Origin of the sequence: Halomonas litopenaei (genome assembly GCF_017303055.1) — a bacterium.
In the GTDB taxonomy this organism is placed as follows: Bacteria; Pseudomonadota; Gammaproteobacteria; order Pseudomonadales; family Halomonadaceae; genus Halomonas; species Halomonas litopenaei_A.
Genome location: NZ_JAEKJT010000005.1, coordinates 69,000 through 86,194 on the forward strand (window position 1 = coordinate 69,000; position 17,195 = coordinate 86,194).

Below are 17,195 nucleotides of genomic sequence, written 5' to 3' on the forward strand. Positions count from 1 at the left end.
CATCGAGCAAAACGTGCTCTTTCGATCAGAAAACCCGCTGTTTCAAGCAGATGGGACGCGTATGAAAGCCTTGCTCTGCACAGCTCAGAAGGACCGCCAGCAAGCCTGAAACGCCCCTTCTCCCGAAACGAAAAAAGGCTTACGAACGTGTCGTAAGCCTTTGAATTCTATGGCGCGCCCTAAAGGATTCGAACCTTTGACCTTTGCCTCCGGAGGGCAACGCTCTATCCAGCTGAGCTAAGGGCGCGCGATGCCGTGGACAGCTGCCACACGGCGAGCCATATCCTACATCGGGCGCCACTCAGTGTCCACCCGATGGCGCACGCTACGGGCTATCGCGCGCCTTTGCGCCAGGGTGGGGCATTTTCCCGCTTTCAGCGTTGTCGCTATACTGCCGGCACAGCGTGACGCCCGGCGAGGGGGTATCAAGAGCTCGGCGCCACCGATACAAAAACTGTGATTCAGTAGACCGTCACTAGAGGTGGTGAGAGTGAAATCCAGCAAGCTGATCTTGGGGTGCCTGATCACCCTGGGCCTGGCCACAAGCCAGGCAATGGCGCAGGACGACGCCGCACGGGACGCCATGGCCGAGCGCCTGGCACCGGTGGGATCGCTCTGCCTCGAGGGCCAGGACTGCGGCAGCGCGGCCATGGCGGCAGCAGGGGGCGACGGCGGAGGTGCATCGGGTGGCGCCGACGGCGAAGCCGTCTATGGCAGCATCTGCATGGCCTGCCATGATACCGGCGTCGCCGGCGCGCCCAAGCGCGGCGACGAAGCCGCCTGGGCCGAGCGCACCACCAAAGGCTTCGACACGCTGTTGGATCATGCGCTGAATGGCTTCAATGCCATGCCTGCCCGCGGCGGCAACCCCAACCTGTCCGACGAGGAAGTCCATGCAGCGGTGGCCTACCTGGTGGAACCGGTGATGGACGTGCCGGCAGCCGACGCAGCCGCCACCGAAGATGCCTCGGCAGACGCTACTGCGTCAGAAGATCCTACCGCGTCAGAAGAGACGGCGGCTGAGGACACGGCTGCCGCTGACACCGCCGCCAGCGATCCTGCAGTGCAAGACCAGGCAGTGGAAGACCAGGCAGCAAACGACGAAGCGGCAGCTGACGGCGCTGCGGCGGAGATGGATCCCGCTGTTGCCGCCATTGACGGCGCTGCGGTCTACGGTGGTATCTGCATGGCCTGCCATGAGGCGGGTATCGCTGGCGCCCCGGTGCGCGGTGATGCTGCCGCCTGGGAGCCGCGTCTGGCCCAGGGCTTCGAGACCCTGTACGACCACGCCATCAACGGCTTCAATGCCATGCCGCCCAAGGGAGGCAATCCGAGCCTGTCCGACGATGAGATCAAGGCCGCGGTTCACTACATGGTCCAGTAAGGGCTGACTCATCACTGGCCAGCTCATGACTGGCTATCTCATCACGAGATGCGGCGGGGCGCCCAAGGGCGCCCCGCCGTCGTTGGCGCTACCCTTCACCCCAATCATTTCACCGCAACCCTTTATCCACACCGCCTACCACGAAAAAGGGGTGTGGATAACGTTAATCCAGTAGCGAGCGAAGCCCCGCAATCGCGCTCTTGCCACGCTCCTGCTTGCGATCCGGGTCCTCCCGGTCGGCGCGCCCTTCCCACTCCAGGTCATCCGGCGGCAGTTCATCCAGGAAGCGACTGGGCACACAGTCCATCAGCTCACCGTAGGCCTTGCGCTGGCGGGCCAGGGTCATGGTCAGGGTACGTCGGGCGCGGGTGATGCCCACATACGCGAGGCGGCGCTCTTCTTCCACCGTGCCGGCTTCGATGGAGTTTCGGTGGGGCAGCAGCTCCTCCTCCAACCCCATCAGGTAGACGTGGGGAAACTCGAGGCCTTTTGACGCGTGCATGGTCAATAGCTGCACCCTGTCCGAGTCATCCTCTTCGGCCTGCTGTTCGAGGATGTCACGCAGCACCAGGCGCGAAATGGCTGACTCCACGTCGTCCGTCTCGGTATCGGTGCTGGCGGTGTTTTCCTCAGGGTCCGACTGCATCGACTTTTCCAGCTGGTCGATCAGGATCCACACGTTGGCCATGCGACGCTCGGCAATGGTGGGAGCACTGGCGTTCTGATAGAGCCAGGCCTCGTAGTCCATCTCGCGCATCATCTCGCGAATGGCCGCGATGGCGTCGCCCTGATCCATCCGTCGACGTACGCCGTCGATGAAGTGGGTAAAGCGTGTCAGGCGCTCCACCGCGCGGGCCGGCAACTGTTCGGCAAGCCCCAGCTCATGGCAGGCGGCAAACAGCGATACGCCCCGCTCGGTGGCGTAGTTGGCGAGCTTCTCAAGTGTCGTCGGGCCGATCTCGCGGCGCGGCACGTTGACGATTCGCAGGAACGCATTGTCGTCTGCTGGATTGATCAGCAGCCGCAGGTAGGCCATGGCGTCCTTGATCTCGCCACGGGAGAAAAACGAGGTGCCGCCGGACAGCTTGTACGGAATCTGGTAGTGCTGCAGCTTCAACTCCAGAAGGCGCGCCTGGAAGTTGCCCCGGTAGAGCACCGCGAAGTCCCGCCATTCGGCGCGCTCCTTGATTCGCCGGGTCAGGATCTCGCTGGCCACACGCTCGGTCTCGGCTTCCTCGTGGCGTGTGACCACCACACGAATGGGATCGCCCTGGCCCATGTCCGACCACAGGGTCTTGTCGTAGACGTGGGGGTTGTTGGCGATCAGCGTGTTGGCGGCGCGCAGGATGATGCCGGTGGAGCGATAGTTCTGCTCCAGCTTGATGACGTTAAGCCGCGGAAAATCCTCCCCCAGGGTGACCAGGTTTTCCGGCCTGGCGCCGCGCCAGGCGTAGATGGACTGGTCGTCATCGCCAACCACGGTAAAGGTCTGGCGCTCGGACATCAGCATGCGCACCAGCATGTACTGGCTGACGTTGGTGTCCTGATATTCATCTACCAGCATGTAGTGAATCTTGCGCCGCCAGCGCGCCAGCGCCTCAGGATCGTCACGCAGCAGCACCACCGGCAGCAGGATCAGGTCATCGAAGTCCACCGCGTTGTACGCCTTGAGGTGACGCACATAGGCCTCATAGACCCGCGCCGCATACTGTTCGTCTTCCGTGGCGGCATGGGACAGCGCCTGCCCCGGCAGCACCAGGTCATTCTTCCAGTTGGAGATCACCGCCTGGACCTGATTGATCTGGTCGGCGTCGACCTGGGCATCCTTGTTCATCAGGTCGCGCAGCAGCGCCTTGGCATCTTCCGGGTCGAACAGCGAAAAGCCCGGCTTGTAGCCCAGCGCCTTGAGCTCACCGCGAATGATATTGAGGCCAAGGGTATGAAAGGTGGAGACGGTAAGGCCGTGGCCCTCGCGACCCTGCAGCATCGAGCTGACCCGCTCCTTCATTTCCCGGGCTGCCTTGTTGGTAAAGGTCACCGCGGCAATACGGCGGGCACTCATGCCGCATTCCTGGATCAGGTAAGCGATCTTGGTGGTGATCACGCTGGTTTTACCGGAACCGGCGCCGGCCAAGACCAGACAAGGCCCATCGATGTAGTGGACGGCCTCACGCTGACGCGGGTTGAGGCCCCGAATACGTTCACGGATGGTCTTCACGGGAGCGTTCATGCGTCTTCCTGGGCGCCGCCATGGGCACCTGCATTGACCGCCTGCGGCGCTTCGGATACCGGGTCCAGCTGCAGCGCACCGGCAAAGTCGAGCTGTCGCCAGGCTTCAAACACCAGCACCGCACAGGCATTGGACAGGTTCAGACTACGACTATCCTCGAGCATCGGGATGCGCAGGCGCTGAGACGCGGGCAGCGCATCGAGCATGGCCTGAGGCAGGCCGCGAGTCTCGGGGCCGAATACCAGGGCGTCACCAGCGCGATAGTCGGGCTCGTGGTAGCCGCGACGTCCACGGGTGGAGACGGCAAAGATGCGCTCTGGCGCCACCTCACCGACGAAGGCATCCCAGTCGGCGTGCACCCTGACCCTGGCCCATTCATGGTAGTCCAGGCCCGAGCGCTTGAGCCGCTTATCGTCTAGGGTGAAACCTAGCGGCTCAATAAGGTGCAGACGAAATCCGGTATTGGCGCACAGCCGAATCAGATTGCCGGTATTCGGCGGAATTTCGGGTTGATACAGCACCACGTCGAGCATGAGACATCACCAGGATGGCGGAGGACGATGTGAGGCAGGGAGATCACCGAGGCCCTCGGTGGACACAGGCCTCGGCGCAGGGATGCGAACAAGCGTCAGGCGCTGACCCCATAGCGTTCGCGATAGGCGCGAATGGCGTCGGCGTGAACCTGGAGGGTATCGCCCCCGGTTTCTTCGAGGTAAGCCAATACCTGGTCGAGCCCCACGATGCTGACCACCGGGATGCCAAACTCGGCCTTGACCTGCTGGATAGCGCTCTTGTCGGTGTCGTCGCTGGCGCGCTCCTGACGATCCAGCGCGACTACCACGCCCGCCGCCTGAGCACCGGCGCCGTCGATCAGGCCCATCACCTCGCGAATCGCGGTACCCGCGGTGATCACGTCATCGATGATCATGATGCGGCCAGACAGCGCGGCCCCCACGATGTTACCGCCCTCACCATGATCCTTGGCCTCCTTGCGATTGAACGCAAAGGGCATGTCGCGGTCATGATGATCGGCCAATGCCACTGCCGTGGTGGCAGCCAGGGAGATGCCTTTGTAAGCGGGGCCAAACAGGACGTCGGCGTCGATACCGCTGTGCTCGATGGCCTTGGCATAGAAGCGGCCGAGACTGGCCAGAGCACGCCCGGTCTTGAACAGGCCGGCATTGAAGAAGTACGGGCTCACCCGCCCGGACTTCAGGGTGAACTCGCCAAAGCTGAGTACGCCCTCGCCGATGGCGAATTCGATGAATTCCCGCTGGTAGGGGTGAAGGCGCGCCGCGCCTGGCTGTTGTGGTGCCTTGTCAGCCACGAGGCCTCCTGTCCAATTGCCTGGCCTTATCACGTTTTTCTCGAACGGCCATTTACCCAAACGTCGAAACGTCGGGTATCATACACGCGCGACGCAAAAGGGACCACGTATGAAAATCGCCACTATCAATGTGAACGGCATCCGCGAGGCCGTCGGTCGAGGCTTTCTCGACTGGCTTGCCAACCAGGACGCCGACGTTGTCTGCGTCCAGAACATCAAGGCCAAAAGCTTCGAGCTGGACGACAGCATTCTTTACCCTGAGGGCTACGAGGGCTACTTCCTCGACGCCGAGCAGGACGGTTTTGCAGGGGTCGGACTTTACTGCCGCAAAATCCCCAAGGCCATCATGTACGGCCTGGGCTTTCCCCAGTGCGACCACGAAGGCCGCTTCTTGCAGGCCGACTACGATCGCTTCTCGATCGCCAGTTTCCTGATGCCTGATGGCAGCGACCCCGCCGCCAAGCAGGCATTCATGGCGCAGTACCAGGAATATCTGTCCAAGATGGCTCGCAAACGTCGCGAGTACATCATCTGCGGCACCTGGCATATCGCCCACAAGACCATCGATCTGGCCAACTGGTCGGACAACCAGACGACGCCTGGCTTCAAGGCCGAAGAGCGCGCCTGGATGGACCAGGTGTTCGGCCCCACCGGCTTCATCGATACCTTCCGCGAGATCAACCGCGATGGTGATGAATACACCTGGTGGCCGGCGCTGGATCAGGATCAGCCGCGCTCCCGCCAGGAGGGCTGGCGCCTGGACTACCAGATCGTCGGGCCGAACTTCCGCCGGCATATCACCGATGCCTGGATCGACTACGATGCGACCTTCTCTGAATTCGCACCGTTGATCGTCGAGTACGATCTGCAGCTGTAAGCCTCCCTACGTCGCCGTCAGGCCCTGGTCCGGGGCCTGGCACGAAAACGCCGGCCCCCTGTGAAGATGGGGGGCCGGCGTCATCGTTTGGGTGGCGCCACCGCTGGATGGTCGGCACTCAGCTACGGTTGCCCAGTGCCTCGCGCTGATGCTCGAACAGCTCATGACCGGCTTTCTCGGCCAGGTCGAGCATGGCGTTGAGCTGAGCGCGGGAGAAGGTGCCTGACTCGGCCGTGCCCTGTACTTCGATCAGCTCACCCGCTTCGCTCAGTACCACGTTCATGTCGGTATCGGCACTGGAGTCTTCCGGGTAGTCGAGATCCACCACCGGCTGACCGCGGTAGAGCCCCACCGACACCGAGCTGACCAGCTGCTCGAAGGGATCGGTCTTGATCAGCTTTTCTCGCTGCAGGTAGCGAACCGCGTCGATCAGTGCCACACAGCCACCGGTGATGGAAGCGGTGCGAGTGCCGCCATCGGCCTGGATCACGTCGCAGTCCACGGTAATGGTGAACTCGCCAAGCTTCTTGAGATTGACCGAGGCGCGCAACGAGCGTCCAATCAGGCGCTGGATTTCCAGGGTGCGACCGCCCTGCTTGCCGCGTGACGCCTCGCGTCCGCTGCGTGAGTGGGTGGCCCGGGGCAGCATGCCGTATTCGGCCGTCACCCAGCCCTGCTTCTTGCCTCGCAGCCAACGGGGCACACCGGCCTCGACGCTGGCGTTGCACAGTACCTTGGTATCGCCGAATTCCACCAATACCGAGCCCTCGGCATGGCGGGTATAGTCACGGGTCAGGCGAATCTCGCGGGTCTGATCAAAAGCGCGTCCGCTGGGACGACGAATGTCGGAGGACATGGCACCTCTCTTGGTCGACATCACGCCTGGGCCAGGTAGACAACGCGACCTGACCGGGGCGACGACACCGATCATGGAATGAAAACAGGGCCGACCATTCTACACGCCTTGGCCGACGAATCGGGTACACTGCCGAGAACCACCAGACAACCGCCATCAGCCAAAGGCATGAGCCGCGCCCTGTCCTGGTGTCCGTCCCCGTTGCCACCACTGCCGCAGCCGCCCAATCAGGAGATCACCATGGTTCACAGCATGACCGCCTTCTCGCGCCAGGACCTGGAAGCCGACTGGGGTAGCCTGCAGCTCGAGTTGCGCAGCGTGAACCAGCGCTACCTGGAACCACACTTTCGCCTGCCGGAAGCCCTGCGAGACCTGGAACCCAGCTTTCGCGACGCCCTGCGCAAGCGCCTGGCCCGGGGCAAGATCGAATGCACGCTGCGCTTCGAGGCAAGCGAGTCCGGGGCAAGCCTGAGCGTCAACCGCGAACGCCTGGGAGCACTGTCATCCGCGCTGGGCGAAGTGCGTGCCGTCATTCCTGAAGTGCATATGCCTGATGCACTGGCCATGCTCGGCCATCCGGGGGTGCTGGAAAGCAGCGGCCTGGATATCGAGGCGGTCAAGTCCGCCGCCCAGCAGATGTTCCAGCAGGCGCTGAATGACTTGGTGGAAGGTCGCGCCCGTGAAGGCGAGCAGCTCAAGACCCTGATCGAGGAGCGGCTGAGCGCAATCCACGACCTGGTGGCGGAAGTCCGGGAAAAAATGCCCGACATACTCGAACGTCAGCGCACTCAGCTGGAAGACAAGCTCGCCAGCCTGCAGGTCGAGCTGGACCCCCAGCGACTGGAAGCCGAAGTGGTGCTGATGGCACAGAAGGCCGACGTCGCCGAAGAGCTGGACCGGCTCGACACCCACGTCACCGAGGTAGGCCGCCAGCTCCGCCAGAAAGGCCCCATCGGCCGCCGCCTGGACTTCCTGATGCAGGAACTGAACCGCGAAGCCAACACCCTGTCATCCAAGTCCGTGGTCGCCGACACCACCCGCTGCGCGGTGGAACTGAAGGTGTTGATCGAGCAGATGCGCGAGCAGATTCAGAACATCGAGTAGAATCCACCAAAGGCCATCAAAAACCATTAAACCAATGTTTTTAAATGGAAAAAAGGTGCAAGAAGTCCACCAAGTTCCACCAACCTCCCCGGAAATCCAGATCATATAGGGGAGTAAAACGGGGAGAAAAAGTATTGCCTCTCCTCCCTCCGACACATACCCTTACAGATACTCCCCAGCTATGTCGATCCGAGTGCATGACCGGGAGCAAGTGGGGGGGTGCCCGCTGGCACTCTAAATGCCGTTGGAAAAAGGCCCACTAGGCGCCAGTGACGAGCTCATATGACATTAAGCCGACTATCTAGCCCAAGCCTAGCCCGAGTAGTTATCAAACGGTCGTTTGTTTTATTTTCCGCGGGGGACGAGAGGAAATAATGGGAAGCCTTACCGCCAAGAAGAGCCAGTCGCTTGTCAAGGAGGGTAAAGCAGGGCGCTACAGCGACGGCAACGGCCTATACCTGATGATACCGAGGAAAGGAACTCCTTACTGGATGTTGCGATACACGCTGTTTGGCAAGCGGCGTGAGATGACGCTGGGCAAACATGCCCACCTCTCTCTCGCCGAGGCTCGGACGAAAGCGGTTGAAAACCAGAAGTCTATACGCGAAGGCCTTGACCCCATCGAGGAACGCAAACGCGATAGCCAAGCCTTGATCAGGACAGTGGAGGACCTGTTTGCTGACTGGTACCCAGAGCTAGAGAGAAGACTCAAGCACCCAGCTATCCCAAAGCGGATATACAAAAAAGAAGTGGCGCCCCTCATCGGGGGTAGATCGCTGGATGCTGTCACCCCAATTGATATCCGTGAAATAATTAGAAGAGTAACAAATAGCGGTAGGCCGACAATAGCTAATGACACACTGATGTATCTTAAACAGATGTTCAACCACGCCATAAAACTGGGAATTTTAACTTACAACCCAGCATCCGCTTTCAACGTCAACGACGCAGGCGGTATTGAGAAAAGCCGCGATAGGGTTTTGAGCCTCGATGAGATTCGCAACGTTTTCCAAGCCTTCAGAGACAATAGCGACAGCTTCAGCCGCGACAACTACCTCGCCTGCGCGCTACTGCTCGTCCTGGGGGTACGTAAGACCGAACTTACCGAAGCCCAGTGGTCAGAATTCGACCTTAAGAACGGCCGGTGGAACCTGAGCGGTGAGCGCAGTAAGACAGGCGCCGGGATCGTCATTCCCCTCCCACCGCAAACCATCGGCTGGCTGGAAGAGCTCAAGATCCGTGCCTGCGGCTCGGACTATGTCTTTCCTAATCGCCGCAGCAGTAAGCGGGCCCACATGGGCAAAGACACGCTGAATCGTGCCATTGCCAAGCTATTTGGCAAGGAGCCTGGCAAGAAGCCGCAACCAGAGAACCGGATGGGCGATATCACCGAGTTTACTGTGCATGATCTACGCCGCACCTGCCGCAGCTTGCTCGCTGCCGTTGGTGTACCGGGGCATGTCGCGGAGCGTTGCTTGAATCACAAGCTCAAGGGCGTCGAAGGCATCTACGACCGTTACGACTACTTCGACGAGCGAAAAGAAGCGATTATCAAGGTCGCAAATCTTCTTGGCCCTGCAATAAATCTTCCCTAACTCACAACGTAAATTTCTACACACCAACAACATCTCATGAGCCAATTCTGGAGAAAGCGCCATGAGACTAATCAAGCTTAAAGATGTCACCAGCCTTACAGGTCTTGCACGCTCCACCATTTACAAATACATTTCCGAAGAAAGATTCCCAAAACCAGTATCCTTGGGAGAAAGAAATGTCGCCTGGGTAGAGGAAGAAATTCAGGACTGGATCCTAGAAAAAATAGCCGAAAGAGACCTTGCATAAATAGGGTAAAAAAACACGCTCGTCATTCCACCTAGCCGCAACATTCCCGCCGACTAAAAAAATACCGCTCCACCAGCCGACACAGCTTCCTAAGCAGGAAGCTGTGTCGGCATTATCATGTTATTTTTTCAAAGGCATCCCCTCTCAGCGAAGGACACCACCTCCTCACTGCCAACCACTAGGCGTGTAAATCCACCAGGTTTTCATCAGGCATCAGGCCGCCATGACCATGGCCATGCGACGATCAAGCTCCTCGTAGAAGGCCTCGACCCGCTCGGCGATGGTGCGAATCATCACCTCGTCCCGGTAGGCCCGCTTCACGAACAGCGGCATCCCCGGCCAGTAGCTAACGAAGTCGATCCATTCCCGCTCGCTGACCCACAGGCCGCCCTGGCACTGAGCGACGTGCTCTTGAGGTAGCTCGTCGGCCAGCAGCAGCTCGATCTGGTACTTGGGCAGCTTGGTCTTGATCTCCACCAAGCCATTGGTATCCACCAGGCAGTCCGGCGAATAGCCCACACCGTGGTTGAGGATGATGCCGACCTGCGCCAGGCGGGGCAGACCGGTGGCCTCGTGATAGAGCTCCCGGGCCACGGGCTCCAGCTCATGGCCGCGCTGGGTGTGGGCATTGCCCTGAAAGGCATCGGACGGCTCGCCGGTGATGCGCTCTCCGATCAGTTGATGCATGTAGCTGAGGGCCCCGGCACCGAAGCCGCCCGGTCCCTTGCCCTTGACCAGCAGAGTCTTCAGCTCGGACATGGTGACGATACCCAGACGGGCGGCATGCCACTCGGGCGTGCCCTGGTCCAGCGCCAGTATCTGCATGACGTTCTCCTTCTCGATGACACGGCATAGGCCGCGAGGGGAGGTCCCTTCGCCGCCCGATCAGTGATGTTGATGGTTGGGCTGCGCCCGCTTCTGCAGGGAGGCACGCAATCTGTCGAAGTCGCCGCGCGGCACCTGCTCAGCGTCGCCGTACTTGCCGACGAACCACTCCTGGGTCGCAGGAGGACAGGCGGCGATCAGCTGCCGGATCTGCCCGGCCTGGAAAGGGGTGACGAGTTTGACCGGGGCGGCGGCCTGACCGTTGTCGTCCTGGCCGCGGGTGGTGATGTTGAGCAGTGCGCAGAGCACGTAGCGCTTGCCGTAGCTGGTAGAGGAGCCGAAGGCCTGAACGGCGTTCTTGCTGCCGCTGGTATCGGCCGGCAACAGCATGCTGGTCTCTTCCCGATGGCCGTCCTGGTGCATCAGCACGCCGGTGACCTGGATGCCGCGTTCCTGGGTCTGAATGCGGAAGCTCACCGCGAAGCCGTACTTTTTCATGATCGGGCGCACGGTATCGACGATGTCCTCCAAGGTGGCGTAGTGACCGTTGTTGGTCTTGCCACGCTCGGCGATGCTCGGCAGTTCGGTCTGCATGGCCGCCATCGCGGCGCTGTAGGCCATCAGCGCCTGGCGGTCGAGCACACGCTCCTGCATCTGGAGCAGACGCTCCATCTTGTCGATGTCGACCTCGGGATTGAGTGCGGCCCGCTCGATCACCTGGATGATCGCGGTGCTGTCCTGGGTGGCCTGTGCGACCGGTGCCTGGTTGGCGGTCTTGGGATGAATAGGGGTTGCCATGATGGCCTCCGTTATCGATAGCGTTGGATGACGTCAGGGAGCTGCTCGATCGGGACCGGCTCCAGGGACACGGCCACGCGATAGACCTGCCCCTTGGCCAGAACGTGGGTTTCGGTTGCCTGTTCGCCGGCCTCCAGCAGCTGACGGGTCAGCTGGGTCAGGGCCCGGCATATCTCGAACGTCATGGGCGATTGCATTGGTATCTCCTGAAACAGTAGCGCCCGGCCTTTGAAGGGGCCGGGCGCTCTGCCGCGATGAGGGAAAGGCTGGGTGGATGTTTTGCTGAGTGATGATCAGCCCACCAGCGCAAGGGCAGACTCCAGCGCCTTGTCCTTGAGGCCGGCGCCCTGGCCGAACCAGGCGGAGTCCATGCGGTAGTCGTTGCTGCGGGCGCGCTTCTCGTGATCCACGTACTCGGTGACCGCATTGAGTAAGCCCCAGGCGGTGCCTTGCGCCGTGCACAGCTGAGAGCCGCGCCCCTCACCCTGATAGAGCTTCTGGACGCGATTGAGGGCGCGAACGTTGGGCAGCTTGGACGGATCGTCCATCGGCGCCTCGGCGTTGCAGACCACCGACTGGAAGTAGGTTCTCGCTTCCTCCTGGCTGACCTTGCGCTCAGCCAGGGTCTTCAAGCGGTACATGAAGTCGTCCCACTGGGACACGGAGATCCCCAGCTGCTGCTTGACCAGCTGAGGGCGAAACTCGGTGCTATGTGGCACTTTCACGCCCTGGGAGGTGCCATCCACCGCGATGGTCAGGGTGTTGTTGCAGACCACCCGCACGGACGTCGGGGTGGCGACGGTGGCCAACGAGCCGTCGCAGGAAGTGGCCAGCAGCAGGTAGTCGTTGACCTGATCCTGGCCCTTCAATGCCCCGCCCAGGCCGCTGCGCGCCAGGGCCCAGAACTTGCGGCCACCCTTGAGCACCCCGGCCGTCTCCAATTCGTATCCCGCGTATTCCGTGAGATCACGGTAGAACTCCAACACCTCCTCCGGTTGCACCACCTTGTAACGCTGGGAGACCACCGACAGTGGATCCTTGGTATCGGAGCGGTAGAGCACTTTCTGCTCGGGGAAGGAATGGATGCTGCCCAGGTGGCCAGCGCCGTCGGCAATGAAGCGCACCAGGGATTCCTCGATGTGCCAGTCCATGCCGGCCTGCTGTCGCCAGACTTCCAGCGGCTGATGACGAGACAGCTGCTGGCCCAGGCCATGCCAGGGGGTATCGCCAACGTAGGCCATTTGTTCGATCAGGTGTGCCATGGGGAAAGCTCCTTGAGAGTCGAGCACTGCATAACAGCCCGCTCCCCAAGGAAGCAGGCCGACCGTGAGCATGTTGATAAAGGGAGTCGCGGGATCATCGCTGAGCAGCGATGGACTCGTGAGACGGATCTTTAGGGGTCAATCGATATGGGGACGAAAGGTGTGGCCGCAGGCACGGCACTCGAGATTGTCGAGCACCTGATCATCCAGCTGACTACCCAGCCGTGCCCCAGCGACACCGCCTGCCGTGCCACCGACCAATCCACCAAAGACGGCTCCGGCGATACTGCCGACAGCGATCCCGACCGGACCGCCTACTGCGCCCACCAGGGCTCCGGCCTCGGCGCCACTCCAGGCGCCGGCCGCCCCACTGGCGGTACCGGCCACCGCCCCCGTGGAGCCTCCTACCTTCCGCCCGCGATGGCGCGACACGACCCGCAACGCGCCACAGCTGGGACAAGACATGGACATGACATTACCTCTTCCATCGAAAAAGACATGAGAACGAAGCCACCCGTCTGGGGCTTCAAGGAGGTAGTACAGGTTTGAAATTCGATTGAATCGACAACGGGCAAGATCCTGGGCGACACACCCGCAACATCATCGAGGTATACGTCAGCTACGGGAAAAAGCCGGGTTTTCCGGCCTCCGTCGGCTTCCTGAGCATGTTTCAGAACATCCGTCCGATGTTTCCCAGGATGACAAGCCAGGACGACGTAATATTTTACAGCGCTGTGAGATGGGATGCAGCGAAACCGTGACGTCATCGCGTCGCGGTGTCTTGTACGGATCGATAACGGAATTTCCCGAGAAAGTTAGTGACACCTCATTCGCCAGAAAACTGGGGCGATTGGCATGTCCAGGGATAGCGTTTCCCTGGGGTTCCGACATGCGTCACTGACGGGTAAGTATTATAGGGAGATTCACTAGACTCCTAACAGGGTCTACAGGGATAGGTCACTAGGTCATGATGGGCTCACTTGTGAAAGCCCATCCAGGATCATGAAGGATCATCCGAGGAGTGGTCCCATACAGACCACTCCCAATGAAACCATCACCCAACATGACCTTCTAGGGATTGACCTCACAGGCGACTGGAAAACGCCTGATGATGAAGTTCAAGTGAGCGACAGCATCACATCAAGGTCAGTACATACCGCTTCCTATTATCCTCCTATCGATCGACAAGACCATCGCTGCGGAATCTTTCACCATTCCCACAGCGAGGTATCTCCTCATGTTTCAACATCACCCCCTCTGCCATCCGCTTAACGACAAGCTGCGCCTTCACTACGAAGACATCTATCGAGGCTTTGACGTCCAGCATTGGACAGATGGCCCACTGGTCGTGAACTACCTGGAACGGTCCTTGCAGACCCTTGACGCCGTGACACGGATCAACCATTCCACCTTCATCTTTCGCGTGGATCTCCACTTCCCGGATGAGATGCCGCGTCTGCCGATGCATGAGACCAACGCCGTGCTGGCACGGTTCTTCTACTTCTTCCGCTACGAGCTCAAGCGGAGGCAAACCAAGTACCCGACCCAGCTGCACTACCTGTGGGCACGCGAGCAGGTCAACAGCGACAAGCCGCACTACCACCTGATGATCATGCTCAACAGGAACGCCTACGACAGCCTGGGGGCGTTCGGTCCAGATTGGTTCGGGGTCTACTCATTCAACAACCTCTACCACCGCATGATGCGTTCCTGGTTGAAGGCAATGGGGTTCGATCATGACGATCCACGCTTCCATCAGCTGATCCATGTCTGCAAAGACCCGGTCACAAAAGAGCCCTGGTCCTGCGCCCTGCATCGGGATGACTGGATAGCCATGAATGAGGCGGTATTCATGGCCAGCTATCTGTGCAAGGCCTTCAGTAAACCGTTCGGCCAGAGGGCGCATGTCTTCGATGGCAGTCGTCTTTGGTGATTGAGTGACATGGTATGGGTCCGTCCTAGGCGGACCCGTCCTACCTCTCTCAACATGGTGCCTGCAATGTTTCCGACTTCGATGTTTCCCTCCCTCTCGTTCCCTCACAACACCCGTGGCAGCCAAGAAGAATCGTCATCCCACGATCCCTGGGGAGATCGTCGCCTCGCCAGGATGGAACGCAAGGAACCGACCCGTCGACTGCTACGTGACGTCATGGCCCTACGCCGGATTCGTGGCATGAGCCAGACAGCGCTGGCGGCCGATCTGGGAGTCAGCGTGCGAACCTTGCAGGAGTGGGAGCAGGGGCGACGACTGCCCTCGGGGGTTGGCCATGCCCTGCTCAGACAGTGGGTAGAGACCCACCAAAGCGATGGAGATTGAGACATTGCGATGGATTATCGTACAACATGAGCGCCGCAGGATGTCGATTTTCATGTTTTTTTAGATTTATAAGTCACAATGTCTAACCCAATACCAGTTTGCACGCTCTAGGCAGCCCATCGCTACTTCTGGCGAGAGGCATCGCATGAGGCACGCCAGCGCCCATAGGGGCCACGTTTCTCGAGAGGGACAAGCTGAACCCCGAACGTCGCAAGCAAGGCCCTGCTCTGCTTGAACTTGGCCGCCAACCCTCGGGACGTGACAGGCCAGGAACCTGAAGGATCAGGCTCAGGGCGATACCCATCGAGCAGCACAAGCCAATCCTTGACCGTGGCCTCTATCCGTCCATCTTCCGACGCATCGATGAGACGCTTCACGGCCATCGCGACAGGATTTTCCTCCAGCTCATAATCGCGACGACTTTGCTGGTTGGCATCAAGTTGTTGCCAGAATTCGGCAGTATCTCGACCCAAAGCATCAGCCACCAGTACACCTATCCGGCATAGGTCTCGCAAACCACCATAGCGGTCGCATTGTCGATCATTTTCAACATGGCTCCAGAACTGGTTAACATAGCCAAATATTTGGAGAAGGCCATGAATGATGGTTCTCTCCGCCATGCTGCGATCCTCCACAGCATTTTGAGATTTGCCCCCTCCTGCATCATCCAGCTCTATGCTCAAGGTAGCGTCGGATAGCGGTGCATAGGTCACTACACTCTCGCTGCTATTCAGCATGACCGCACAACGGACGGAAAGATCTACCCCAGAACGCTTCGTTTTCGTGCGCCACTCCATTGCCTTTCCCTGCATGATCGAAAGCAAGCCTTTCTGCTGTGTTTTGGACAGCGAATCCACTCGATGGAAACTCATCAGGTAATGGCACTGCGCCCGAATATCCACTTGCTTTATCGACTTGGGAACCTCGATCTCAAACAGACTACTCGCCGGGTCTATGACCGTCTTCAGCATCTTCTGTGAATCGATCAGCTCAGGAGTAGGCTCACCTAACAACTCAAGCAACACGGGCGCACTATCTGAGCGCCAGGCCATGACCATCCAGGCAATCACCAACAGGTCACTATCTTTCGGCAGCGAAGTGACATCGAATAAAGTAGATATCGATTGAGGAAGCACATTCCCAACGTTATCAGGAACACACACCGGCAAGCTTTCTCGAGGCATGACATGGGGAATCCCAGTCCGTATCTCATAGCTCGATAAGCCCGGTGAAAAAATCAAGCATTGATTCCCCAAGATCAGCGCACGTCGACCACTGTTCAAGTCAACGCCTGCACGACCGTAAACCGGTAGAACAGCCTCGGGGATAGCACCATAAACAAAATTGCTGATGGCAGACCTGATGACACCATAGGAGACATCCTGCTGCCTTCCTATGGAGGTTCTCCAATACTCTCCCTTCAGCCTCTCAAGGATCTTTGGGTCGAAATGTGGCAAAGTCTCGCCCGTAAACTTATCAGTCAGCAGTGGGCTTCTCGACTCATTAGTAGTGAGATAAAACTGTCCTTGAAGCATGGACATGACATCGGCTACTTGTCTATCGTGACGAGATTGCTTTGGCGCTTGGCGCGCTCCAAATAACCCCATGCCCCCAGCACCAGATTCACTGCTCAAATCAGGCGCTGCCGGCCAGGAAGGCCAAGGAGCATTGAGCGCAGCTTGGAGATCGGGGTCACTAAAGAGGGACTTTAAAGTGGCCGGTGGCTCATCATCGTGTGATGCATTGGGAAATGAGGAAGAGGGTCCTGTATCGGGCGTAGGCGAAGTCTCTGCGGCATCATCAAGCTCACCAGAAGCCACCTTCCGAGCTTGCTCACGCCAATGCTCACTCAGGCCAAACCTCTGCCGCCGGTGCTTGGTATTGGCTACCTCGTGTCCCACTGGATGAGACTCGTGGTTATCCTGACCATGATCCGTCATTCCCTACCTCGTGCCTTTTCGCCATCGAATATCTCGCAAAGCCTATCACACGGACCTCTGACATCCGCTCTTCCCGATCCCCCTCGTTAGCTGTGATACCTCAGGCTTCTTAAGCCAGGCGGCTACATGGCCGAGACAGTAGAGGCGACTTGTCGTCTCGATCACCACCCCCTGCCTTACAAATGGCGCACAGCGGCCCCGGGCCGCTTTTATACCGTGAGATACGAAATCATCAGGTAGCGGCATAAACGCCGCACAGAGCGGCATGGCGCGATAACGTCGCCGTCTCTACCCACAGCCCACTGACCACGGCGGCCACGCATGAAATTTCCACCCAACAGCCGTATCAACTCCATCATGGACGACCGGCTGGCCGCCAACAGCTGTCAAGGTCTTCGCTGCACCGCATGTCGGAGTTCTTCGAGACTGTCAG

17 protein-coding genes and 1 tRNA gene are annotated in these 17,195 nt (G+C 59.6%); 7 read left to right on the forward strand and 11 right to left on the reverse strand.

The annotated features are described in order from the left end of the window. Positions 1-170 precede the first annotated feature (170 nt). A tRNA-Arg gene (locus JF545_RS10430) sits at positions 171-247 on the reverse strand. A gap of 243 nt (positions 248-490) precedes the next feature. Here JF545_RS10430 and JF545_RS10435 point away from each other — a divergent pair. Beyond that, positions 491-1,384 carry a c-type cytochrome gene (locus tag JF545_RS10435; RefSeq protein ID WP_347401326.1) on the forward strand — a complete coding sequence of 298 codons (894 nt, stop codon included), beginning with the start codon at positions 491-493 and terminating at the stop codon, positions 1,382-1,384. Between the two features lie 163 nt (positions 1,385-1,547). Here JF545_RS10435 and rep read toward each other — a convergent pair whose 3' ends face one another. The 3 genes from rep to pyrE form a co-directional block, all read right to left on the reverse strand. After that, positions 1,548-3,614: a DNA helicase Rep gene (gene rep / locus JF545_RS10440; protein ID WP_206941947.1), complete on the reverse strand. Its 2,067-nt coding sequence runs from the start codon at positions 3,612-3,614 to the stop codon at positions 1,548-1,550. Next, a complete protein-coding gene (gene trmL, locus JF545_RS10445; protein WP_206941948.1) occupies positions 3,611-4,147 on the reverse strand; it encodes a tRNA (uridine(34)/cytosine(34)/5-carboxymethylaminomethyluridine(34)-2'-O)-methyltransferase TrmL in 537 nt (178 codons plus the stop codon). Before trmL ends, rep begins: the two co-directional genes overlap by 4 nt. A gap of 95 nt (positions 4,148-4,242) precedes the next feature. After that, a complete protein-coding gene (gene pyrE, locus JF545_RS10450) occupies positions 4,243-4,941 on the reverse strand; it encodes an orotate phosphoribosyltransferase (RefSeq protein ID WP_206941950.1) in 699 nt (232 codons plus the stop codon). 109 nt (positions 4,942-5,050) lie between these two features. Between pyrE and JF545_RS10455 the strand changes: the two genes are divergently transcribed. Next, a complete protein-coding gene (locus JF545_RS10455) occupies positions 5,051-5,818 on the forward strand; it encodes an exodeoxyribonuclease III (protein WP_206941952.1) in 768 nt (255 codons plus the stop codon). 118 nt (positions 5,819-5,936) lie between these two features. Here the strand turns inward: JF545_RS10455 and rph are convergent, their stop codons facing one another. Then, entirely contained in the window at positions 5,937-6,674 is a 738-nt protein-coding gene (gene rph / locus JF545_RS10460; RefSeq protein WP_206941954.1) for a ribonuclease PH, read from the reverse strand. Between the two features lie 240 nt (positions 6,675-6,914). On the opposite strand from rph, the gene JF545_RS10465 reads away from it, so the two are divergent. The 3 genes from JF545_RS10465 (at position 6,915) to JF545_RS10475 (ending at position 9,620) form a co-directional block, all read left to right on the forward strand. Next, positions 6,915-7,778: a YicC/YloC family endoribonuclease gene (locus JF545_RS10465; RefSeq protein ID WP_206941956.1), complete on the forward strand. Its 864-nt coding sequence runs from the start codon at positions 6,915-6,917 to the stop codon at positions 7,776-7,778. Between the two features lie 374 nt (positions 7,779-8,152). Next, positions 8,153-9,373, forward strand: a complete 1,221-nt coding sequence (locus JF545_RS10470; RefSeq protein WP_035414229.1) for a tyrosine-type recombinase/integrase — start codon at positions 8,153-8,155, stop codon at positions 9,371-9,373. 61 nt (positions 9,374-9,434) lie between these two features. Then, the gene (locus JF545_RS10475) at positions 9,435-9,620 is read left to right on the forward strand and encodes a helix-turn-helix transcriptional regulator (protein ID WP_035414227.1); all 186 of its coding nucleotides are present in this window, start codon (positions 9,435-9,437) and stop codon (positions 9,618-9,620) included. A 213-nt stretch (positions 9,621-9,833) separates the two neighbouring features. Here JF545_RS10475 and JF545_RS10480 read toward each other — a convergent pair whose 3' ends face one another. The 5 genes from JF545_RS10480 to JF545_RS10500 form a co-directional block, all read right to left on the reverse strand. Beyond that, a complete protein-coding gene (locus tag JF545_RS10480; protein ID WP_035470208.1) occupies positions 9,834-10,445 on the reverse strand; it encodes a lambda exonuclease family protein in 612 nt (203 codons plus the stop codon). 60 nt (positions 10,446-10,505) lie between these two features. Next, positions 10,506-11,243, reverse strand: a complete 738-nt coding sequence (locus tag JF545_RS10485) for an ERF family protein (RefSeq protein WP_035470206.1) — start codon at positions 11,241-11,243, stop codon at positions 10,506-10,508. 11 nt (positions 11,244-11,254) lie between these two features. Further along, positions 11,255-11,440 (reverse strand): hypothetical protein, encoded by a 186-nt coding sequence (locus JF545_RS10490; protein WP_035470203.1) that lies wholly within the window; start codon positions 11,438-11,440, stop codon positions 11,255-11,257. A 96-nt stretch (positions 11,441-11,536) separates the two neighbouring features. Continuing rightward, on the reverse strand, positions 11,537-12,505 hold the full coding sequence (locus tag JF545_RS10495) for a DUF932 domain-containing protein (protein WP_035470200.1): 969 nt from the start codon (positions 12,503-12,505) through the stop codon (positions 11,537-11,539). 138 nt (positions 12,506-12,643) lie between these two features. Further along, complete coding sequence (locus JF545_RS10500; RefSeq protein ID WP_035470198.1) at positions 12,644-12,976, reverse strand: hypothetical protein; 333 nt, start codon at positions 12,974-12,976, stop codon at positions 12,644-12,646. A 766-nt stretch (positions 12,977-13,742) separates the two neighbouring features. On the opposite strand from JF545_RS10500, the gene JF545_RS10505 reads away from it, so the two are divergent. Together JF545_RS10505 and JF545_RS10510 are read left to right on the forward strand one after the other, a co-directional pair. After that, positions 13,743-14,438 carry a YagK/YfjJ domain-containing protein gene (locus tag JF545_RS10505; RefSeq protein WP_035470195.1) on the forward strand — a complete coding sequence of 232 codons (696 nt, stop codon included), beginning with the start codon at positions 13,743-13,745 and terminating at the stop codon, positions 14,436-14,438. A 66-nt stretch (positions 14,439-14,504) separates the two neighbouring features. Further along, positions 14,505-14,822 carry a helix-turn-helix domain-containing protein gene (locus tag JF545_RS10510; protein WP_231498571.1) on the forward strand — a complete coding sequence of 106 codons (318 nt, stop codon included), beginning with the start codon at positions 14,505-14,507 and terminating at the stop codon, positions 14,820-14,822. Positions 14,823-14,944: 122 nt separating this feature from the next. Here JF545_RS10510 and JF545_RS10515 read toward each other — a convergent pair whose 3' ends face one another. Then, positions 14,945-16,762, reverse strand: coding sequence for a hypothetical protein (locus tag JF545_RS10515; RefSeq protein ID WP_146164642.1), 1,818 nt, complete (start codon positions 16,760-16,762; stop codon positions 14,945-14,947). Positions 16,763-17,195 lie beyond the last annotated feature (433 nt).

Bases quoted from the DNA above. Each gene is read 5' to 3' on its own strand.
- trmL (WP_206941948.1), bottom strand. From the start codon at position 4,147: ATGCTCGACGTGGTGCTGTATCAACCCGAAATTCCGCCGAATACCGGC.
- JF545_RS10490 (WP_035470203.1), bottom strand. From the start codon at position 11,440: ATGCAATCGCCCATGACGTTCGAGATATGCCGGGCCCTGACCCAGCTG.
- rep (WP_206941947.1), bottom strand. From the start codon at position 3,614: ATGAACGCTCCCGTGAAGACCATCCGTGAACGTATTCGGGGCCTCAAC.
- JF545_RS10455 (WP_206941952.1), top strand. From the start codon at position 5,051: ATGAAAATCGCCACTATCAATGTGAACGGCATCCGCGAGGCCGTCGGT.
- JF545_RS10515 (WP_146164642.1), bottom strand. From the start codon at position 16,762: ATGACGGATCATGGTCAGGATAACCACGAGTCTCATCCAGTGGGACAC.
- JF545_RS10495 (WP_035470200.1), bottom strand. From the start codon at position 12,505: ATGGCACACCTGATCGAACAAATGGCCTACGTTGGCGATACCCCCTGG.
- JF545_RS10465 (WP_206941956.1), top strand. From the start codon at position 6,915: ATGGTTCACAGCATGACCGCCTTCTCGCGCCAGGACCTGGAAGCCGAC.
- JF545_RS10500 (WP_035470198.1), bottom strand. From the start codon at position 12,976: ATGTCCATGTCTTGTCCCAGCTGTGGCGCGTTGCGGGTCGTGTCGCGC.
- JF545_RS10485 (WP_035470206.1), bottom strand. From the start codon at position 11,243: ATGGCAACCCCTATTCATCCCAAGACCGCCAACCAGGCACCGGTCGCA.
- JF545_RS10475 (WP_035414227.1), top strand. From the start codon at position 9,435: ATGAGACTAATCAAGCTTAAAGATGTCACCAGCCTTACAGGTCTTGCA.
- JF545_RS10470 (WP_035414229.1), top strand. From the start codon at position 8,153: ATGGGAAGCCTTACCGCCAAGAAGAGCCAGTCGCTTGTCAAGGAGGGT.
- JF545_RS10480 (WP_035470208.1), bottom strand. From the start codon at position 10,445: ATGCAGATACTGGCGCTGGACCAGGGCACGCCCGAGTGGCATGCCGCC.
- JF545_RS10510 (WP_231498571.1), top strand. From the start codon at position 14,505: ATGTTTCCGACTTCGATGTTTCCCTCCCTCTCGTTCCCTCACAACACC.
- rph (WP_206941954.1), bottom strand. From the start codon at position 6,674: ATGTCCTCCGACATTCGTCGTCCCAGCGGACGCGCTTTTGATCAGACC.
- JF545_RS10505 (WP_035470195.1), top strand. From the start codon at position 13,743: ATGTTTCAACATCACCCCCTCTGCCATCCGCTTAACGACAAGCTGCGC.